The following is a 16,935-nucleotide window of genomic DNA, read 5'->3' as shown; positions in this document are numbered from 1 at the left end:
CGCCGATGGTACTTGGACCGAAGGGTCCTGGGAGAGTAGGACGCCGCCAAGCACAAGAACCACTGCCGATCATCCGGTGGTGGTTTTTTTATATTTCATATTTCCTCACATTGTCTGTTTCAGTTTTGCAAAGCTTTTTACAAGTATACGTTATATTTTTACCTACACCCTCTTACACCTTCCTTTATATTTTATTTTAAATCCAACCGTATTTATGTACTTATATATTTGGGTTTACCGAATAATTTAGGCTAACTTCGTTTACACTGATTACAGATGAAGCTCTTGGCAAATAAAAAAATTATGCTATAATATGATTAAAGTCAAAGAAAGTCAAAGTCAGGCAGGCGGGTCCAAAAAGTTAAAGTATTGGAGGATGGATGATGCGTAATATCTCCGATGTTATTGAAAAATATCTAAAGAGTATTTTGCATGAGAGTCCTGAGGGAACCGTAGAAATTCAGCGAAATGATCTGGCTGACCAATTTTCATGTGTTCCATCCCAGATTAACTACGTCATTAGTACAAGGTTTACTTTGGAAAAGGGATATTTAGTGGAAAGTAAACGAGGTGGTGGTGGTTATATTAGAATTAGGAAGGTTGAGCTTCCTGGACCAACGACACTGCATACTCATTTACATCAGACCATTGGTGATGAAATTGGTCAGACAGCCGCAGAAGGCTTAATATATCAGCTTGTTGAAGCTCGCTTTTTGAGCAGGCGTGAGGCAGCATTAATGACTGCCGTAGTGTCCAGAGAAGTCCTGATGGTTAATTTACCCTATAGGGACCAGATTCGTGCCAGAATGATGAAGGCAATGCTAATCTCTTTATTAAACTAAAGAGCGAAGTCGAGGAGGGATTCTCTTATGTTATGTCAAGAATGTGGAAAACGGCCAGCAACACTGCATTTCACAAAGATTGTGAATGGTGAAAAAACAGAGTTTAGATTTTGTGAGGACTGTGCCCGTGAAAAAGGAGAAGTGATTCCTGGAACATCAGGTGGGTTTTCAATTCATAACCTCCTGTCAGGTTTTCTTGACTTTAATCCAAATGGGCTTGGACAAAAGAGCAGTCAATCCCACCCGCAAAATTTGCGTTGTGAAGCATGTGGTTTAACCTATGCTCAATTTAGTAAAATTGGCCGTTTTGGATGTAGCTCCTGTTATAAATATTTTAATGATCATTTAGATCCATTGTTTAAACGAGTACATGGGAATACGGTTCATGTCGGTAAAATACCTAAACGTGCTGGAAAGCATATTCAAACCAAGCGCAAGATTGAGGATTTGAGGCAAACGTTGCAAAACCGCATCCAACAGGAAGAATTTGAGGAAGCAGCTGCAATACGAGATCAAATCCGTGAGCTTGAGAAGAATATTTCGACAGAGCAGGAGGGATAAGTGATGACAAATCTCAAGTTTACTGAGCAGCCTTTAAGTGAGTGGATGAGTCGTGAAGGTCATGAGTCAAATATCGTCATTAGCAGTAGAGTAAGAATTGCTCGTAATTTGTCTGATCATCCATTTCCGATGCTTGCTACTAACCAGCAATTAGAAAATATATTGAATCAACTCCAAGACGTGTTACAAGACTCTCGTGTTGAGACTTATGGTAAGTTATATCCTGTTCATTTAGATGAACTAGATGAGCTTGATAAAAGGGTACTTGTAGAAAAGCATTTAATTAGTCCTAATCTTGCTAATGATGCGAAGCATGGAGCCGTTTTTATTAGTGAGGATGAGAGCCTCAGTATTATGGTTAATGAAGAGGATCACTTAAGAATTCAATGTTTATATCCTGGCTTTCAAATTCAAGAAGCATGGGATCGTGCATCGGAAATTGATGATATTTTTGAAGACCATGTGAATTTTGCTTTTGATGATCACCGAGGATTCTTAACTAGTTGTCCAACTAATGTAGGGACAGGGTTACGGGCATCAGTGATGATGCACCTCCCAGCACTTGTATTGACAGGGCAAATTAATCGTATTTTATCTGCGGTCTCCCAAGTTGGCTTAACGGTTCGTGGGATTTATGGAGAAGGCAGTGAAGCGATGGGGAACTTGTTTCAAATCTCGAATCAGATTACACTAGGACAAAACGAAGATGAGATCATTGAAAATTTATATGGTGTTGTTTTACAAATTATTGAGCATGAGAAGGCAGCTAGAGAATCCTTGCTCAATGAATCTCGCCTTCGTATGACTGATCGTGTGATGCGCTCTTATGGTATATTATCACATGCAGCTATTATCGAATCGAAGGAGGCAGCTCAACGCCTATCTGATGTTCGGTTAGGTGTAGACCTTGGCTTAATTGATCATCTCAGTCCTAAGGTGCTTAATGAATTAAATGTGATGACCCAACCGGGCTTTTTGCAGAAGATATATCATGAAAATATGGCACCTAGTGAACGAGATATGTATCGAGCAAAGCTGATTCGAGAAAAAATGAGCAATTAAATAACTAAATAAAACAATTGAGTGAACAATTATGGAGGTGTAGGAGTATGATGTTTGGAAGATTTACAGAACGTGCGCAAAAAGTGTTGGCTTTAGCTCAAGAGGAAGCAGTGAGACTAGGTCATAACAATATTGGTACTGAGCATATTTTGTTAGGACTTATTCGTGAAGGGGAAGGCATTGCGGCTAAGGCACTAACAGGTCTTGGACTTGGACTCGAAAAAATTCAGGATGAGGTTGAAACGTTAATTGGACGTGGTCAAGAACAGCCTTCAAGTATCGCTTATACACCTCGTGCTAAAAAGGTAATCGAGTTATCGATGGATGAAGCACGTAAGCTTGGTCACACTTATGTAGGTACTGAACATATTTTGCTTGGACTTATTCGTGAAGGCGAAGGTGTGGCAGCTCGTGTATTAAATAACTTAGGTATTAGCTTAAATAAAGCGCGTCAACAAGTATTACAATTGCTTGGTAGCAGTGAGGTTATCTCTAGCCATCATGGAACACAAACCAATGTAAATACGCCTACGCTTGACAGTCTTGCTCGTGATTTGACCGTGTCAGCGAAGGAAGGCAATCTTGATCCTGTAATCGGCAGAAGTAAAGAAATTGAACGCGTAATTCAAGTATTAAGTCGTCGTACTAAAAATAATCCAGTCCTTATCGGTGAACCTGGGGTTGGTAAAACAGCAATCGCCGAAGGTTTAGCGCAAAAAATTATTAATAATGAAATACCTGAAACCTTACGTGATAAACGTGTAATGACGCTAGATATGGGTTCTGTCGTTGCAGGTACTAAATATCGTGGTGAATTTGAAGATCGTTTGAAAAAAATTATGGATGAAATTCGCCAAGCGGGGAACATCATTTTGTTCATTGATGAGCTGCATACGCTCATTGGTGCAGGTGGCGCTGAGGGTGCAATTGATGCCTCTAACATTTTGAAGCCTGCATTAGCTCGTGGTGAATTACAATGTATTGGTGCAACAACTTTAGATGAGTATCGCAAATATATTGAGAAGGATGCTGCATTAGAGCGTCGTTTCCAACCTATTACTGTAGATCAGCCATCTGTCGAAGAGGCGATTCAAATTTTACATGGCTTGCGTGATCGCTATGAAGCACACCACCGTGTGAAAATTACTGATGAGGCGATTGAGCAGGCAGTAAAATTGTCTGATCGTTATATAACAGATCGTTTCTTGCCTGATAAAGCAATTGATCTCATTGACGAAGCAGGCTCTAAGGTAAGATTGCATTCCTATACAGCTCCGCCTAATTTGAAGGAATTAGAAAGCCGTTTAGAAGATATTCGTAAGGAAAAGGATGCTGCGGTACAAAGTCAAGAATTTGAAAAGGCAGCAGCACTTCGGGACACAGAGCAAAAAATACGTGAAGAATTAGATGTGACTAAAAATCAGTGGAAAGAAAAGCAGGGAAGAACAGATTCTGAGGTCACGCCTGAAGATATTGCACATGTCGTAGCGATCTGGACGGGGATTCCTGTTAACAAGCTGAAGGAAGAAGAAACAGAACGTTTGTTGAATATGGAAGGCATTTTACATGAACGTGTAATCGGTCAAGAGGAAGCAGTGAAGGCTGTGAGTCGTGCGATTCGTCGTGCGCGTGCGGGTCTCAAAGATCCTAAACGTCCAATGGGCTCCTTTATCTTCTTAGGTCCAACTGGGGTTGGTAAAACAGAGCTTGCGCGTGCGCTTGCTGAAGCGATGTTTGGCGATGAAAATGCTGTTGTTCGTATCGATATGTCAGAATATATGGAGAAGCACTCTACGGCTCGTTTAGTTGGAGCGCCTCCAGGATATGTTGGATATGAAGAGGGTGGCCAATTAACTGAAAAAGTACGCCGCAAACCATATTCTGTTGTTCTTTTAGATGAAATTGAAAAAGCACATCCTGAAGTGTTTAATATTTTATTGCAGGTGCTTGAAGATGGACGCTTAACAGATTCTAAGGGACGTGTCGTTGACTTCCGTAACACATTAATTATTTTGACTTCCAATGTTGGGGCAGAAGCGATTAAACGTAATACACGTCTTGGTTTTACTGCCGTTAATGATACCAAAGGTGATTATGATGATATGAAGGGTAAGGTAATGGAAGAATTGAAGCGTAGCTTCCGTCCAGAGTTCCTTAACCGGATTGATGAAACGATCGTATTCCACTCCTTAGGTGAAACTCATATCGGGCAAATTGTTAGCTTGATGTCAGAAGAGCTTCGTAAACGTCTACGCGAATACGATGTGGACTTCATTTTAACAGATAAAGCGAAGGCATTTCTTGCAAAAGAGGGCTTTGATCCAGCATATGGTGCACGTCCTTTACGTCGGGCGATTCAGAAGCATATTGAAGACCGTTTATCTGAAGAATTACTAACAGGAAATGTGAAAAAGGGTGATTTACTCACGATAGATGAAGAGGATGGCAAATTATCTGTAGTCAAAACTGGGGAATACACTAAAAACGCTTAACATTTTATAGCATTTAGCCGTTAATAATAGGGATAGCATCTCGGAAAATTTTTCCGGTTGCTGTCCCTTTTGTTGTAAACTAGGATGCATTTGTAAAAAACTTTACGTTAATTCTTAAACAATGGTACACTTTGATTGTTATTATATAAGTAAACTAAAAATGTCACATGATAATAGACTTTATATGACAAATTTTGCTTATATGGCAAGGAGAGAGAAATGGCAAAGCTAAAAGTGAAGTTTTTGTGCTCCGAATGTGGATATGAATCGCCAAAATGGTATGGTAAATGCCCAGGGTGCGGAACTTGGAACTCCATGAATGAGGAGACAGAAAAAATAATTAAAACGAAAGGCTTTTCTCAAGGAATATCCAAGAGTAAAGAAAAACCCCTTTCCATCATAAATATAGAGAGTGGCAAAGAACCTCGAATTCAAACAGGGATTGGAGAATTAAATCGGGTGCTTGGTGGTGGCGTTGTGCCAGGTTCACTTATTTTAGTTGGTGGAGATCCCGGTATTGGAAAGTCCACGCTCTTATTGCAAACCTCACATGAAATGGCAGCAACAGGACGTAAAGTGTTATATATCTCTGGAGAGGAATCGGCTCGTCAAACAAAGCTTCGGGCAGAACGATTAGGTGCGTTATCCCCAGAGCTATACGTTTTATGTGAAAGTAGTATGGACGAAATCGAGGAGGCCATTGACCATCTACAGCCTGACTTTCTAGTGATCGACTCTATTCAAACGGTTTATTTGTCGGACGTGGCTAGCGCGCCAGGAAGTGTATCTCAGGTCAGAGAATGTACAGCCCGTTTTATGAGAATTGCAAAAGGGCAAGGCATTGCTACTGTACTTGTGGGACATGTTACAAAGGAAGGTGCGATTGCAGGCCCACGCCTTTTAGAACATATGGTGGATTGTGTGTTATATTTTGAAGGTGAACGTCATCATTCCTATCGCTTATTGCGGGCTGTTAAAAATCGCTTTGGCTCAACAAATGAGATGGGAATTTTTGAAATGAATGAAGGTGGCCTTGTAGAGGTTCCGAATCCTTCACAATTGTTTCTTTCTGAACGTCCTTTGGGCGTGGCAGGCTCCACGGTTGTGGCAAGCATGGAGGGAACCAGACCTATGCTTGTAGAACTACAGGCATTAATTGCTTCTACACATTTCCCTTCACCACGAAGAATGGCAACTGGCGTAGATCATCATCGGATGGGCTTAATTATTGCGGTACTTGAAAAGAGGATGGGGATGTTTCTCCAAAATCAAGATGCTTATGTTAACCTCGCTGGTGGTGTGAAATTAGATGAACCCGCAGTTGATTTAGCTATAGCAGTTAGCATCGCTTCAAGCTTTCGGGATATTCCGACAAAGCCATATGACGTTATTTTTGGCGAAGTAGGACTAACTGGGGAGGTTAGAGCGGTTGCAAGAGCTGAGCAACGTGTGCGAGAGGCAGCTAAGCTCGGCTTTAAAAGAGTGATATTACCAGAAAAAAGCTTAAAGGGCTGGCAAGGTCCAAAGGATATACAATTAATAGGGATAAATACCGTTGCAGATGCGTTAGCTGTTGCGTTAGATTAGGGGGTTACTCATAGATGAAGGAAAGTAATCAATTAGAAAAAATGAATGATTTACTTAGGCTTGTAGCACCAGGTACCGCTTTTCGGGATGGACTAGAAAATGTGTTACGCGCTAAAACTGGAGGACTTATTGTTGTAGGGTATAGTCCCGAAGTCATGGAGGTCGTGGAAGGCGGATTTTCCATTAACTGCGATTTTTCACCCAACTATTTATACGAGTTAGCTAAAATGGATGGCGGAATTATATTAAGTGAGGATTTAAAGCGGATTTTATATGCGAATGCTCAGCTTATTCCGGACTCCTCAATTGCGTCGTCTGAAACTGGGATTCGTCATAGAACAGCTGAACGTGTTGCTAAGCAAACCGGCAAGCTTGTCGTATCCATTTCCCAGCGTAGAAATATTATTACCTTGTATCAAGGATCAATCCGATATTCGCTTAAAGAAATAGGTGTCATTTTGACGAAGGCGAATCAAGCGATTCAGACGTTGGAGAAGTATAGAGCTGTTCTAAATCAAGCATTAACGAACTTAACTGCCTCTGAATTTGAGGAGCTAGTAACTGTTCCCGAGCTAGCTAATGTCATTCAACGGATTGAAATGGTGATTCGGATTAAGCTGGAAATCAAACGGTTTATTACTGAGCTTGGAACAGAAGGTCGATTAATTAGTATGCAGATGGAAGAACTAGTGAGTAACATGGAGGAAGAGGCATGGCTTTTGTATAAGGATTATGCAAAAGAAGACAACGATGACATTATACGCGAGCTTATTTTAGGACTGAAGCGCTCAAGTGATGATGAGCTGTTAGATGTTAATCATATTGTCCGTCTACTTGGCTATCCTTCCTCAATGGCGACGTCTGAAGAATTAATATCACCAAGAGGGTATCGTGTACTGAACAAAATACCTCGTTTGCCAAATGTGATCATTCATAATTTAGTGGAGAGATTTCGTCAGTTCCCTGAAGTGCTTCGAGCTTCAATTGAACAATTAGATGAGGTTGATGGCATAGGGGAAGTACGGGCGCGTACAATAAAAGAAGGCTTGAAACGAATTCAAGAGCAGGTATTCATTGACAGACAAATCTAAATCTCCTACAATCAATGGATGGTAACTATGAAACAGAGGTGAAATGATGATTACAAAATCAATTCCGAACCTGTTTACCTTAGGTAACTTGTTTCTCGGAATGTTAGCCATCATGTTGGCGTTAGACGGCAAGTATAGCTTAGCCGCCATCATGGTAATTGTCGCTATGTTGCTTGATGGACTAGATGGTCAGGCAGCGCGTGCATTAAATTGTTCAAGTGAATTTGGAAAAGAATTGGATTCTTTATCAGATGTCATCTCATTTGGTGTTGCTCCAGCGATTATTATGTATATTATTGCTTTTAACGATGTGCCTCATGGCCTTTCTTGGATTGTCACAGCTATATTTCCGATGTGTGGTGCTTTAAGATTAGCGCGTTTTAATGTTCATAAAGGGATACCGGGATACTTTGTGGGCTTGCCCATTCCAGCGGCTGGTGGTGTACTTGCTACGTTATCTTTATTTCATAAAGACATTAGTTTTCCTTATTTTATGATTGCAATGCTATTATTGTCCTATCTTATGGTTAGCTCAGTGAAATATCCTAATTTTAAGAAGCATGGCTTACCTAAAAAGGCTTTAGTTTATGCTCCTTTTGTCATTATTTTTGCGATTGCGATTGCGGTTATGTTTCCAGATCAGCTCTCTAAATTGATTTTTATTCCCCTTGTTATTTATGCTTTATATGGCTTAAAGCAAAATGTTGATAAGCTTCTTCGCCGCAACAAACGCCATGATGAGGATTCCGAGGAAAGCTTTGGATCAAGACATTAATTTTGACTATATAAAAAAGTAAATGCACTGCACTCTTTGAATTATTCAAGAGGCAGTGCATTTTTTATTTCATAAAGCAAACCTGCATTAAGATAAATTAAACAATCCTAATGTTGAACATTTTTGCGACTCATGCTCGACAACCTTGTCCATATCAATGCCAAGTGAGTTACATAATGCAGACAAATAAAATAAATTGCGGCCAAGCTGATTAGTGATTGCATCTAAGCAATTTTCACATAACTCACCTTGGATGTGCTGAAGTGTAATTTCCTTCGCCTGCTGTAAATCGATTTCAGCATCAAAATGTTGCTTAGTGGCGTGTAGTTCTATACATCCACACTCGGTGACGGCTTTAGTGACAGAACGAACGACAGCAGCATTAGTTTGACTTGTTTTGGATAAAATATCCAATATGCTGCGGTGACGGAGCAATAATTCAGATACTTGTTCTTGAAAAGATTGAAGACTTGATGTACTCATTTTTCCATCCACCTCAATATTAGAATTGCATTCATTATATGCCAGTTATTGTCTATGAATCAACTTGGAATTTTACCGATTTTAGATAAAAACTTTATTTGACCCGATTATATAGCCAAAAACTGGACAATACTGGATAAAGAATAAATGTAAATTAGGAGGTGAAATGAGATATGAAAAGAAATATGTTCTTTTTTATTGGTTTGTGTGGTGCTTGGTTTGGCTATAGTATGGGTGGTGTTTTAACCTCTTTTCCTAATCTCCTTTCAACATGGATGGATGGGATGAGTGGGCTGCTGCAAAGTATTGTATTTGCCGTTGTGGGAGCATTGGCATTTTTATTTTTGTTCTCAATTAGTGCAGAAGCGTGCAACAAAATTATCTCAAAATGGGTAGACATGCTCAGTTCAATCCCGATGAATGTGATGGTATTGGGGGGGATAGGACTAGCAAGTGGGATTTTAATGTCATTTATTTTTTATCCTGCATTAAGCTGGTTGGGAGAGATGTCCAGTTTCGTTAAAATGGCGACATCGTTATTGTTTGGTTATTTAGGGTTAAAAGTGTGCTTGGAGAAAAAGGAAGAGATTGCATCGTTATGGAAGTCCGGAAAATGGAACAGCGATGTTTCTGAAGAGCGCCTACTAGAGGAGCATAAAATTTTGGACACAAGTGTAATTATTGATGGTAGAATCGCAGACATTTGTAAAACCGGTTTTATTGAAGGCACAATTGTAATCCCTCAATTTGTATTAGAGGAATTACAGCATATTGCAGACTCCTCTGATTTGCTTAAGCGCAACCGTGGGCGTAGAGGTCTAGATATATTAAATCGGATTCAGAAGGAATTGGATATTCAAGTTTTAATCTATGAAGGGGATTTCGAAGAAATCTCTGAGGTGGACAGCAAGCTAGTGAAGTTAGCAAAATTACTACAAGGTAAAGTAGTCACCAATGATTTTAATCTTAATAAGGTATGTGAGCTTCAAGGTGTTTCTGTGCTTAATATTAATGATTTAGCTAATGCAGTTAAACCAGTAGTACTGCCTGGAGAAGAAATTTTAGTTCAGGTCATCAAGGATGGGAAAGAAAATGGACAAGGTGTAGCCTATTTAGATGATGGGACGATGATTGTTGTTGAAGGTGGCAGAGATTACATTGGCATGTTTACTGAAGTATTAGTGACAAGTGTATTACAGACTTCCGCAGGTAGAATGATCTTTGCCAAACCAAAACTGTTGGAAAAAGCCCAGTAAATTAGGTATGATGAATATAACTCGTACCTTGATCACACTAAATATTGGTGTAGGAGCTAAGGATCAAGGCACTAATTTTACGTAGGCAAGGCAGGGATATGAAAGTGACGGATGGAAATCAAGAGGTTGGTGTCATTATCGTTGCAGCTGGACGAGGGACCCGTATGGGAACTAAGGAAAGTAAGCAATATTTGATGCTTAAATCTAAGCCAATCATTGTGCATACGTTAGAAAAATTTCATCAGCATCCTTTAATTTCACAAATCGTGTTAGTGACAGGCAAGGCAGATATATCGAGATGTGAAAGCTGGATTAAACAATATGGATTACAAGACAACGTTCAAGTTGTTGAGGGCGGTAATGAACGTCAGCATTCAGTATACCAAGGCTTGCGAGCAATTAGCACGCCTTGGGTATTAGTGCATGATGGAGTCCGCCCTTTTGTTGCGGATGAACATATAACCTCCTGTTTCGTCACTGCGAAGGAATATGGTGCAGCTGTGCTTGCTGTTCCAGTTAAAGATACGATTAAGCAAGTGAACGAGTACGGCGAGGTCATTGACACACCTAAGCGAGAGAGCTTATGGGCGATTCAGACGCCTCAGGCATTTCGAGCTAGTGATTTGGTCAGGGCACATGAGAAAGCAAGCTTAGAAGGCTTTGTAGGCACGGATGATGCGATGCTGATTGAAAGGTTAGGGATGCAAGTAAAAGTGGTGGAGGGTGATTATAGTAATGTGAAGATCACGACACCAGACGATTTGATTTATGCGGAGTTTATCACATCGAGGAATAATAAGGGGGAGCTTGCAAATGATTAGAGTCGGACAAGGTTTTGATGTTCATCAGCTTGTGGAAGGTAGGCCATGTATTGTTGGGGGAGTGACCATTCCGTTTGAAAAAGGTTTACTTGGACATTCAGATGCAGATGTTTTGTTGCATACGATCTCAGATGCGATTTTAGGTGCACTAGGTCTGGGGGATATTGGTCGTCATTTCCCAGATACCGATCCTGAATTTAAGGATGCAGACAGCTTGGAACTGCTTAAGCAGGTGTGGAATATGGCGAAGTCGAAAGAGATGTCTTTAGGGAATTTAGATGCAACAATTATTGCACAGCGTCCAAAGATGGCGCCATATATTCCACAAATGGTTACGATTATAGCGAATGCATTAGAGGCAGAGGAATCCCAAATCAATATCAAAGCTACTACAACTGAGAAGTTAGGTTTTACAGGTAGAGAAGAAGGTATTGCAGCTCAATGTGTCGTTTTGCTACACAGCTGACGGTTTCCTTCAATTTTAATATGAATTTACGCATGGATTTGTACAGGCACTTGTTTTAATATATAAGAATACAACTTTTTTCGGGAGGCAATCGCTATGTCAGAAGTCAGAGTTCGTTACGCTCCGAGTCCAACAGGACATTTACATATCGGTAACGCAAGAACCGCATTATTTAACTATTTATTTGCAAAACATCATGGTGGGAAATTTATCGTCCGTATTGAAGATACAGATGTGAAGCGTAATGTTGCTGGCGGGGAAGAAAGTCAATTCAAATACATGAAATGGCTAGGTATTGAATGGGATGAAAGTGTCGACGTAGGTGGAGAATATGGACCTTATCGTCAAACGGAACGTCTAGATATTTACAAGGAATATTGGCAGGATTTATTGGATAGAGGCTTAGCCTACCGTTGCTATTGCACAGAGCAGGAATTGGAGCAGGAGCGTGAGGAGCAGATGGCTCGTGGTGAAACGCCACGTTATTCTGGCAAGCATCGTGATCTTACGCCAGAGCAATGTGCTGCTTTTGAAGCAGAAGGACGTGTACCAAGTATTCGATTCCGCGTACCTGAGGGACGTACGTACACCTTTGATGATCTTGTAAAAGGACAGATTTCTTTTGAATCCGAAGTCAGTGGCGATTTTGTTATCGTTAAAAAGGACGGAATTCCAACGTATAACTTCGCTGTAGCCTTGGATGATCATTTGATGAAAATTTCTCATGTGCTTCGTGGAGAAGATCACATTTCCAATACGCCACGTCAGCTAATGATTTATGAAGCCTTTGGATGGGAGCCGCCAATTTTTGGACATATGACCTTGATTGTAGGCGAAAATCACAAGAAGTTAAGTAAACGTGATGAGACGGTAATCCAGTTTATTGAGCAATATGACGAATTGGGTTATTTACCAGAAGCGTTATTTAACTTTATTGCATTGCTAGGTTGGTCGCCTACTGGTGAAGAGGAGTTCTTTACGAAAGAGGAGCTAATTTCTATTTTTGATGCAAATCGTTTGTCAAAAAGCCCAGCATTATTTGATAAAAATAAGCTTGCTCATATTAACAATCATTATATTAAATCAGCGGATACAGAACGAGTGGCGAAGCTGGCTGTCCCTCATTTACAAAAAGCAGGGAAAATTCCAGCAGAGCTTACAGAGACTCAATTTGCTTGGGTTAAAGATTTAGTAGCTTTATATCAAGAGCAATTAACGGCTGCCTCCGATATTGTAGCTTTATCAGAAGGCTTTTTCCAGACAGAGGTAACTGTGGATGAAGAGGGAGCGGCAGTGCTTGCTGAGCCACAAGTGGCGACAGTATTAGAAGCCTTCTTAAACAAGCTAGTGGCACTTGATTCATTTACACCTGAGGTTATTGCAGCAGCAATTAAAGAAGTGCAAAAGGAAACGGGCGTAAAAGGAAAAGGCTTGTTTATGCCGATTCGTGTAGCGATTACAGGTGAAATGCATGGACGTGATTTGAATCGTACCATTTATTTGATTGGACAAGAAGCTGTGATTGCACGCTTGAAAGAACGAATCGCAGCGAAGTAGGCAGTTACAGAATTGACATTTAACCTTGTCAGTATAGCGTCATTCGGTTAAGATTAGATCACGATTATTTTACGATAAATATAGCTAGATATAGCTAGACATATATTATTAAAAATGCAGGGATCGAAAGAAGTAAGCTTTAACTTTTCATAAACCAGAGAGGATAATCGAAAGCAAAATAATTTGCTTGGGGTGGAAGTTATCCATATGGAAGCAGGCTGAAATGCATTCGGGAGCAGCGAGATTGAGCGTATATCATAAATACGGGTAGATTTCGACGTAGAATGTCCACGTTACGGCATGTAAGATGGGATGATGTGTATGGTTTTAGATCATAGATCATAGATCTATGTGATCGTCATTATCCAAGCAGAGTGGAACCGCGTAACTACGTCTCTGCAGCCAAAAGCTGCAGGGGCGTTTTTTTATACTCATCACAGCAATTAAAGATTGACAACGAAATGGCAAGCGATGGAGGAGGGGCGATATGTTTGATACAATCAAATCGGACGTTAGGGCGGTGTTTGACAATGATCCTGCGGCAAGAAGTCGGTTTGAGGTTATCTTTACTTATTCAGGCCTACATGCTATATGGAGTCACCGTGTCGCTCATGCTTTTTATGTTAGAGGCTGGTTTACACTAGCACGTATCATTTCGCAAATGAACCGTTTTTTTACGGGAATTGAAATTCATCCTGGCGCGCGAATCGGAAAGAGGCTCTTTATCGATCATGGTATGGGGGTTGTTATCGGGGAAACCTGTGAAATTGGTGATGATGTCGTTATTTATCAAGGCGTTACTTTAGGCGGAAGTGGCAAAGAAAAAGGAAAACGTCATCCGACAATTGGTAATAATGTAGTTATAGGCTCTGGTGCAAAAATTTTAGGCTCCTTCAAGGTGGGGGATCAATGTAATATTGGTGCCAATTCAGTAGTGCTTAGGGAGGTTCCAGATGGAAGTACAGTTGTTGGAATTCCAGGCAAGGTAGTACGTTTAGGTGGAAAACGATTAGATCGATTAAACCATCAGCTACCTGACCCTGTTGTTGATGTGATGCAAATGATGGAGCAGCAAATTAAGGAGTTAAAGCAAGAGGTCTCTATCCTAAAAGAAAAGCTAGATACTGAAAATAAATCTGATGAGTAAGCTTTGAGTTGAGAAAAATTCAACACTGGATTTAATTCGAGAAAGGATTGTGGATATGAGTTTATCTATTTATAACACATTAACGAGGAAAAAAGAGGAGTTTGTGAGTCAACAGCCAGGTAAGGTGAAAATGTACGTTTGTGGACCTACCGTATATGGTTATTTGCATATTGGGAATGCAAGACCGATGATTTTCTTTGATATCGTTCGTAACTATTTGGAGAACCAAAATTACGAGGTTAATTATGTTGTGAACTTTACAGATGTAGACGACAAGCTAATTCGTAAAGCAAATGAGATGGGAACTACCGTGAATGAAGTGGCTGAAACGTTTATTCAAGCTTACTTTGACGATTTAGCTGGACTAGGCATTCCAATGGCGACATCTAATCCGCGTGTTACAGAATATATGCCACTTATTATCGACTTTATTGCTGAGCTAGAAAAAAAGGGATTTGCCTATGAAAATGGTGGCGATGTATTTTTTAGAACTAGCAAATATGAGCAATATGGACAACTATCTGGTCAAAAGATGGATGAACTTCAATTTGGTATTCGAGTAGAAGTAGATGAGCGCAAGGAAAATCCAGAGGATTTTGTATTATGGAAAGCGGCGAAGCCAGGAGAAATTGCTTGGGAAAGCCCTTGGGGATCAGGTCGTCCAGGCTGGCATATTGAATGCTCTGCTATGTCTAGACACTTATTAGGTGATACGATTGATATTCATGGGGGAGGCCAAGATTTAAAGTTCCCACACCATGAATGTGAATGCGCTCAATCTACCGCTGTAACCAACAAGCCATTAGCAAACTATTGGATGCATAATGGATTTATAAATTTTGATGGCGAAAAAATGTCGAAATCACTCGGAAACGGGGTATTAATCAAAAATTTAAGAGCGAATTATTCTCGTGAAGCAATTCGTTATTTTATGTTATCTACGTACTATCGCAATGCCTCTAACTTCTCGGATGAGGTGATGGAGCAAGCAGAACGTAGTGTAGAACGTTTAAATCTAGCGATCACCAACCTACGTCACCGCATTGGTATGACGGAGTCAAATGCAGCTGAGGTTACACCAAGCTGGCAAGACAAGTTGAATGCGATTCACGATAACTTTCATGAGAAAATGCAGGATGATTTCAACACTCCAGATGCAATTACAGTGATGTTTGAATGGGTTGGCGAGGTTAATGTATTGTTACAGCAAAACGAAGTAAGCTTGGCTGATCTAAAGGCAGCGGAGACATTGTTTAATGAAATAAACAGTGTATTACGTATTGCTGATGCTAAGGAGCAAGGAATTTTAGATGAGGAAATTGAGGCGCTTATTGCTGAACGAATAGAAGCTAGAGCGGCTAAAAACTGGGCACGAGCAGATGAAATTCGTGACTTGTTGGCAGCACAAGGTATTGTGCTAGAGGATACAGCCCAAGGAATGAGATGGCGCAGGAAATGAGTAATGAACAGGGTGAAAATGTAGATATGCCACAAAATCAAGAAACGCAAGGTGAGAAGACTTCAAAGAAAAGTGAGCTCTGGTTCCCTCAGTTGCCTGCTAAAAAACCTAATCTTATGCCGCCATTAGCTTTGGCGTATATTGGAGATGCTGTGTATGAGGTGGCAGTTCGACAACATGTGTTGTCTAAGCCGAACCTACGTCCACATCATATGCATTTGCAATCCACCAAGTATGTGTCAGCTAAGGCACAAGCACAGGTGTTAGTTAGCATTGAACAAGATTTAGTTGATGATGAAAAAAATATCGTTAGACAGGGGCGAAATGCGAAGTCGGGTACAATTCCCAAAAATGCGAATGTTTCTGATTACCGCTATGCCACTGCGTTAGAAAGCTTAATAGGGTATTTGTATTATATGGGCCAGCATGATCGCATGAGAGCATTAATAGCGCTTGGCCTTGAACGGATAGATCAAAAGGAAATCTAACAATTATCTCAAGTAGTATTCAGCGCTACAACTAAAAAGTCGGAGAGGAACATCGTAATCGTAGTTTACGGTGAAATAGGTGAATGTGATGGAAGAACAAGAATGGATTGGCGGCAAGCATTCCGTGCTTGAAGCGTTAAGAGCAGGACGAACAATTAATAAAATTTGGGTAGCAGAGGGAGCACAAAAGCATTTAACAGCCCCTATTTTGGCAGAGTCTAAAAAACAAGGCATTGTCATACAGACAGTAGACAAACGTAAACTTGATCAGCTTGTACCTGGTCTCCAGCACCAAGGTATCGTTGCTCAAGCGGCACCCTATGCGTATGTGGAGGTGGATGAGATACTCGGGCGTGCCAAAGAGAAAAATGAAGCACCTTTTATCCTCATTTTAGATGAGATTGAAGATCCTCATAATTTAGGCTCTATTCTTCGAACCGCAGAATGTACAGGTGTTCATGGTGTAATTATTCCGAAGCGTAGGTCTGCAAGCATTACTGCAACGGTGTCCAAAACCTCAGCAGGTGCGGTAGAATATGTTCCTGTGGCTAGAGTGACAAATTTGGCTCAGTGTATCGATGACCTGAAGGAAGCGGGGGTATGGATTGTAGGTACTGACGTTGCAGCCAAAGGCGAAATCTACGATCGTGAGGCTGACGTTTTAAATGGAGCAGTAGGAATCGTTATTGGTAATGAAAATAAAGGCATGGGTCGTTTGATCTCGCAAAAATGTGATGTGCTGCTTAAGCTACCAATGGCGGGGAAACTCAATTCGTTAAATGCTTCTGTTGCGGCTGGTGTAGTGATGTATGAAGTGCTTCGCAGACGCCGTATAGAAGGATAATTAC

The 16,935-nt window shown here is 40.6% G+C and carries 17 protein-coding genes; 16 read left to right on the top strand and 1 reads right to left on the bottom strand.

Going from position 1 to position 16,935, the window contains the following annotated elements:
• The 8 genes from J2Z32_RS20425 to pssA form a co-directional block, all read left to right on the top strand.
• A partial coding sequence (locus J2Z32_RS20425; protein WP_210091048.1) for a hypothetical protein occupies positions 1-200 on the top strand: 200 nt, incomplete at its 5' end.
• A gap of 183 nt (positions 201-383) precedes the next feature.
• Positions 384-842, top strand: a complete 459-nt coding sequence (locus tag J2Z32_RS20420) for a CtsR family transcriptional regulator (RefSeq protein WP_210091047.1) — start codon at positions 384-386, stop codon at positions 840-842.
• A 27-nt stretch (positions 843-869) separates the two neighbouring features.
• Positions 870-1,403: a protein-arginine kinase activator protein McsA gene (mcsA, locus tag J2Z32_RS20415; RefSeq protein WP_210091046.1), complete on the top strand. Its 534-nt coding sequence runs from the start codon at positions 870-872 to the stop codon at positions 1,401-1,403.
• Positions 1,404-1,406: 3 nt separating this feature from the next.
• Positions 1,407-2,465: a protein-arginine kinase McsB gene (gene mcsB / locus J2Z32_RS20410; RefSeq protein ID WP_210091045.1), complete on the top strand. Its 1,059-nt coding sequence runs from the start codon at positions 1,407-1,409 to the stop codon at positions 2,463-2,465.
• A 47-nt stretch (positions 2,466-2,512) separates the two neighbouring features.
• The gene (clpC, locus tag J2Z32_RS20405) at positions 2,513-4,957 is read left to right on the top strand and encodes an ATP-dependent protease ATP-binding subunit ClpC (RefSeq protein WP_210091044.1); all 2,445 of its coding nucleotides are present in this window, start codon (positions 2,513-2,515) and stop codon (positions 4,955-4,957) included.
• Positions 4,958-5,176: 219 nt separating this feature from the next.
• Positions 5,177-6,544 (top strand): DNA repair protein RadA, encoded by a 1,368-nt coding sequence (gene radA, locus J2Z32_RS20400; RefSeq protein WP_210091043.1) that lies wholly within the window; start codon positions 5,177-5,179, stop codon positions 6,542-6,544.
• 14 nt (positions 6,545-6,558) lie between these two features.
• Positions 6,559-7,635, top strand: a complete 1,077-nt coding sequence (disA, locus tag J2Z32_RS20395) for a DNA integrity scanning diadenylate cyclase DisA (RefSeq protein WP_210091042.1) — start codon at positions 6,559-6,561, stop codon at positions 7,633-7,635.
• A 46-nt stretch (positions 7,636-7,681) separates the two neighbouring features.
• The gene (pssA, locus tag J2Z32_RS20390) at positions 7,682-8,410 is read left to right on the top strand and encodes a CDP-diacylglycerol--serine O-phosphatidyltransferase (RefSeq protein WP_210091052.1); all 729 of its coding nucleotides are present in this window, start codon (positions 7,682-7,684) and stop codon (positions 8,408-8,410) included.
• An 87-nt stretch (positions 8,411-8,497) separates the two neighbouring features.
• On the opposite strand, the gene J2Z32_RS20385 is transcribed toward pssA, so the two are convergent.
• Complete coding sequence (locus J2Z32_RS20385; RefSeq protein ID WP_210091041.1) at positions 8,498-8,893, bottom strand: nucleoside triphosphate pyrophosphohydrolase family protein; 396 nt, start codon at positions 8,891-8,893, stop codon at positions 8,498-8,500.
• A gap of 173 nt (positions 8,894-9,066) precedes the next feature.
• On the opposite strand from J2Z32_RS20385, the gene J2Z32_RS20380 reads away from it, so the two are divergent.
• The 8 genes from J2Z32_RS20380 (at position 9,067) to rlmB (ending at position 16,931) form a co-directional block, all read left to right on the top strand.
• Complete coding sequence (locus J2Z32_RS20380) at positions 9,067-10,149, top strand: PIN/TRAM domain-containing protein (protein ID WP_210091040.1); 1,083 nt, start codon at positions 9,067-9,069, stop codon at positions 10,147-10,149.
• A gap of 98 nt (positions 10,150-10,247) precedes the next feature.
• On the top strand, positions 10,248-10,970 hold the full coding sequence (ispD, locus tag J2Z32_RS20375; protein WP_210091039.1) for a 2-C-methyl-D-erythritol 4-phosphate cytidylyltransferase: 723 nt from the start codon (positions 10,248-10,250) through the stop codon (positions 10,968-10,970).
• Positions 10,963-11,436 carry a 2-C-methyl-D-erythritol 2,4-cyclodiphosphate synthase gene (gene ispF, locus J2Z32_RS20370; RefSeq protein ID WP_210091038.1) on the top strand — a complete coding sequence of 158 codons (474 nt, stop codon included), beginning with the start codon at positions 10,963-10,965 and terminating at the stop codon, positions 11,434-11,436. The genes ispD and ispF overlap by 8 nt, the downstream gene beginning before the upstream one ends.
• Positions 11,437-11,532: 96 nt before the next feature.
• Positions 11,533-12,993: a glutamate--tRNA ligase gene (gene gltX, locus J2Z32_RS20365; RefSeq protein ID WP_210091037.1), complete on the top strand. Its 1,461-nt coding sequence runs from the start codon at positions 11,533-11,535 to the stop codon at positions 12,991-12,993.
• A 487-nt stretch (positions 12,994-13,480) separates the two neighbouring features.
• On the top strand, positions 13,481-14,140 hold the full coding sequence (cysE, locus tag J2Z32_RS20360; protein ID WP_210091036.1) for a serine O-acetyltransferase: 660 nt from the start codon (positions 13,481-13,483) through the stop codon (positions 14,138-14,140).
• A gap of 55 nt (positions 14,141-14,195) precedes the next feature.
• The gene (gene cysS / locus J2Z32_RS20355) at positions 14,196-15,599 is read left to right on the top strand and encodes a cysteine--tRNA ligase (RefSeq protein WP_210091035.1); all 1,404 of its coding nucleotides are present in this window, start codon (positions 14,196-14,198) and stop codon (positions 15,597-15,599) included.
• A 26-nt stretch (positions 15,600-15,625) separates the two neighbouring features.
• On the top strand, positions 15,626-16,087 hold the full coding sequence (locus J2Z32_RS20350; RefSeq protein WP_342453984.1) for a Mini-ribonuclease 3: 462 nt from the start codon (positions 15,626-15,628) through the stop codon (positions 16,085-16,087).
• Positions 16,088-16,175: 88 nt separating this feature from the next.
• Positions 16,176-16,931, top strand: coding sequence for a 23S rRNA (guanosine(2251)-2'-O)-methyltransferase RlmB (gene rlmB / locus J2Z32_RS20345; protein WP_210091034.1), 756 nt, complete (start codon positions 16,176-16,178; stop codon positions 16,929-16,931).
• The last annotated feature ends 4 nt before the right edge of the window (positions 16,932-16,935 follow it).

This window comes from Paenibacillus turicensis, assembly GCF_017873435.1.
GTDB classification, from domain to species: domain Bacteria; phylum Bacillota; class Bacilli; order Paenibacillales; family Paenibacillaceae; genus Fontibacillus; species Fontibacillus turicensis.
Note: the sequence above shows the minus strand (reverse complement) of the source record. Positions and strands in the feature narration are given on the sequence as shown.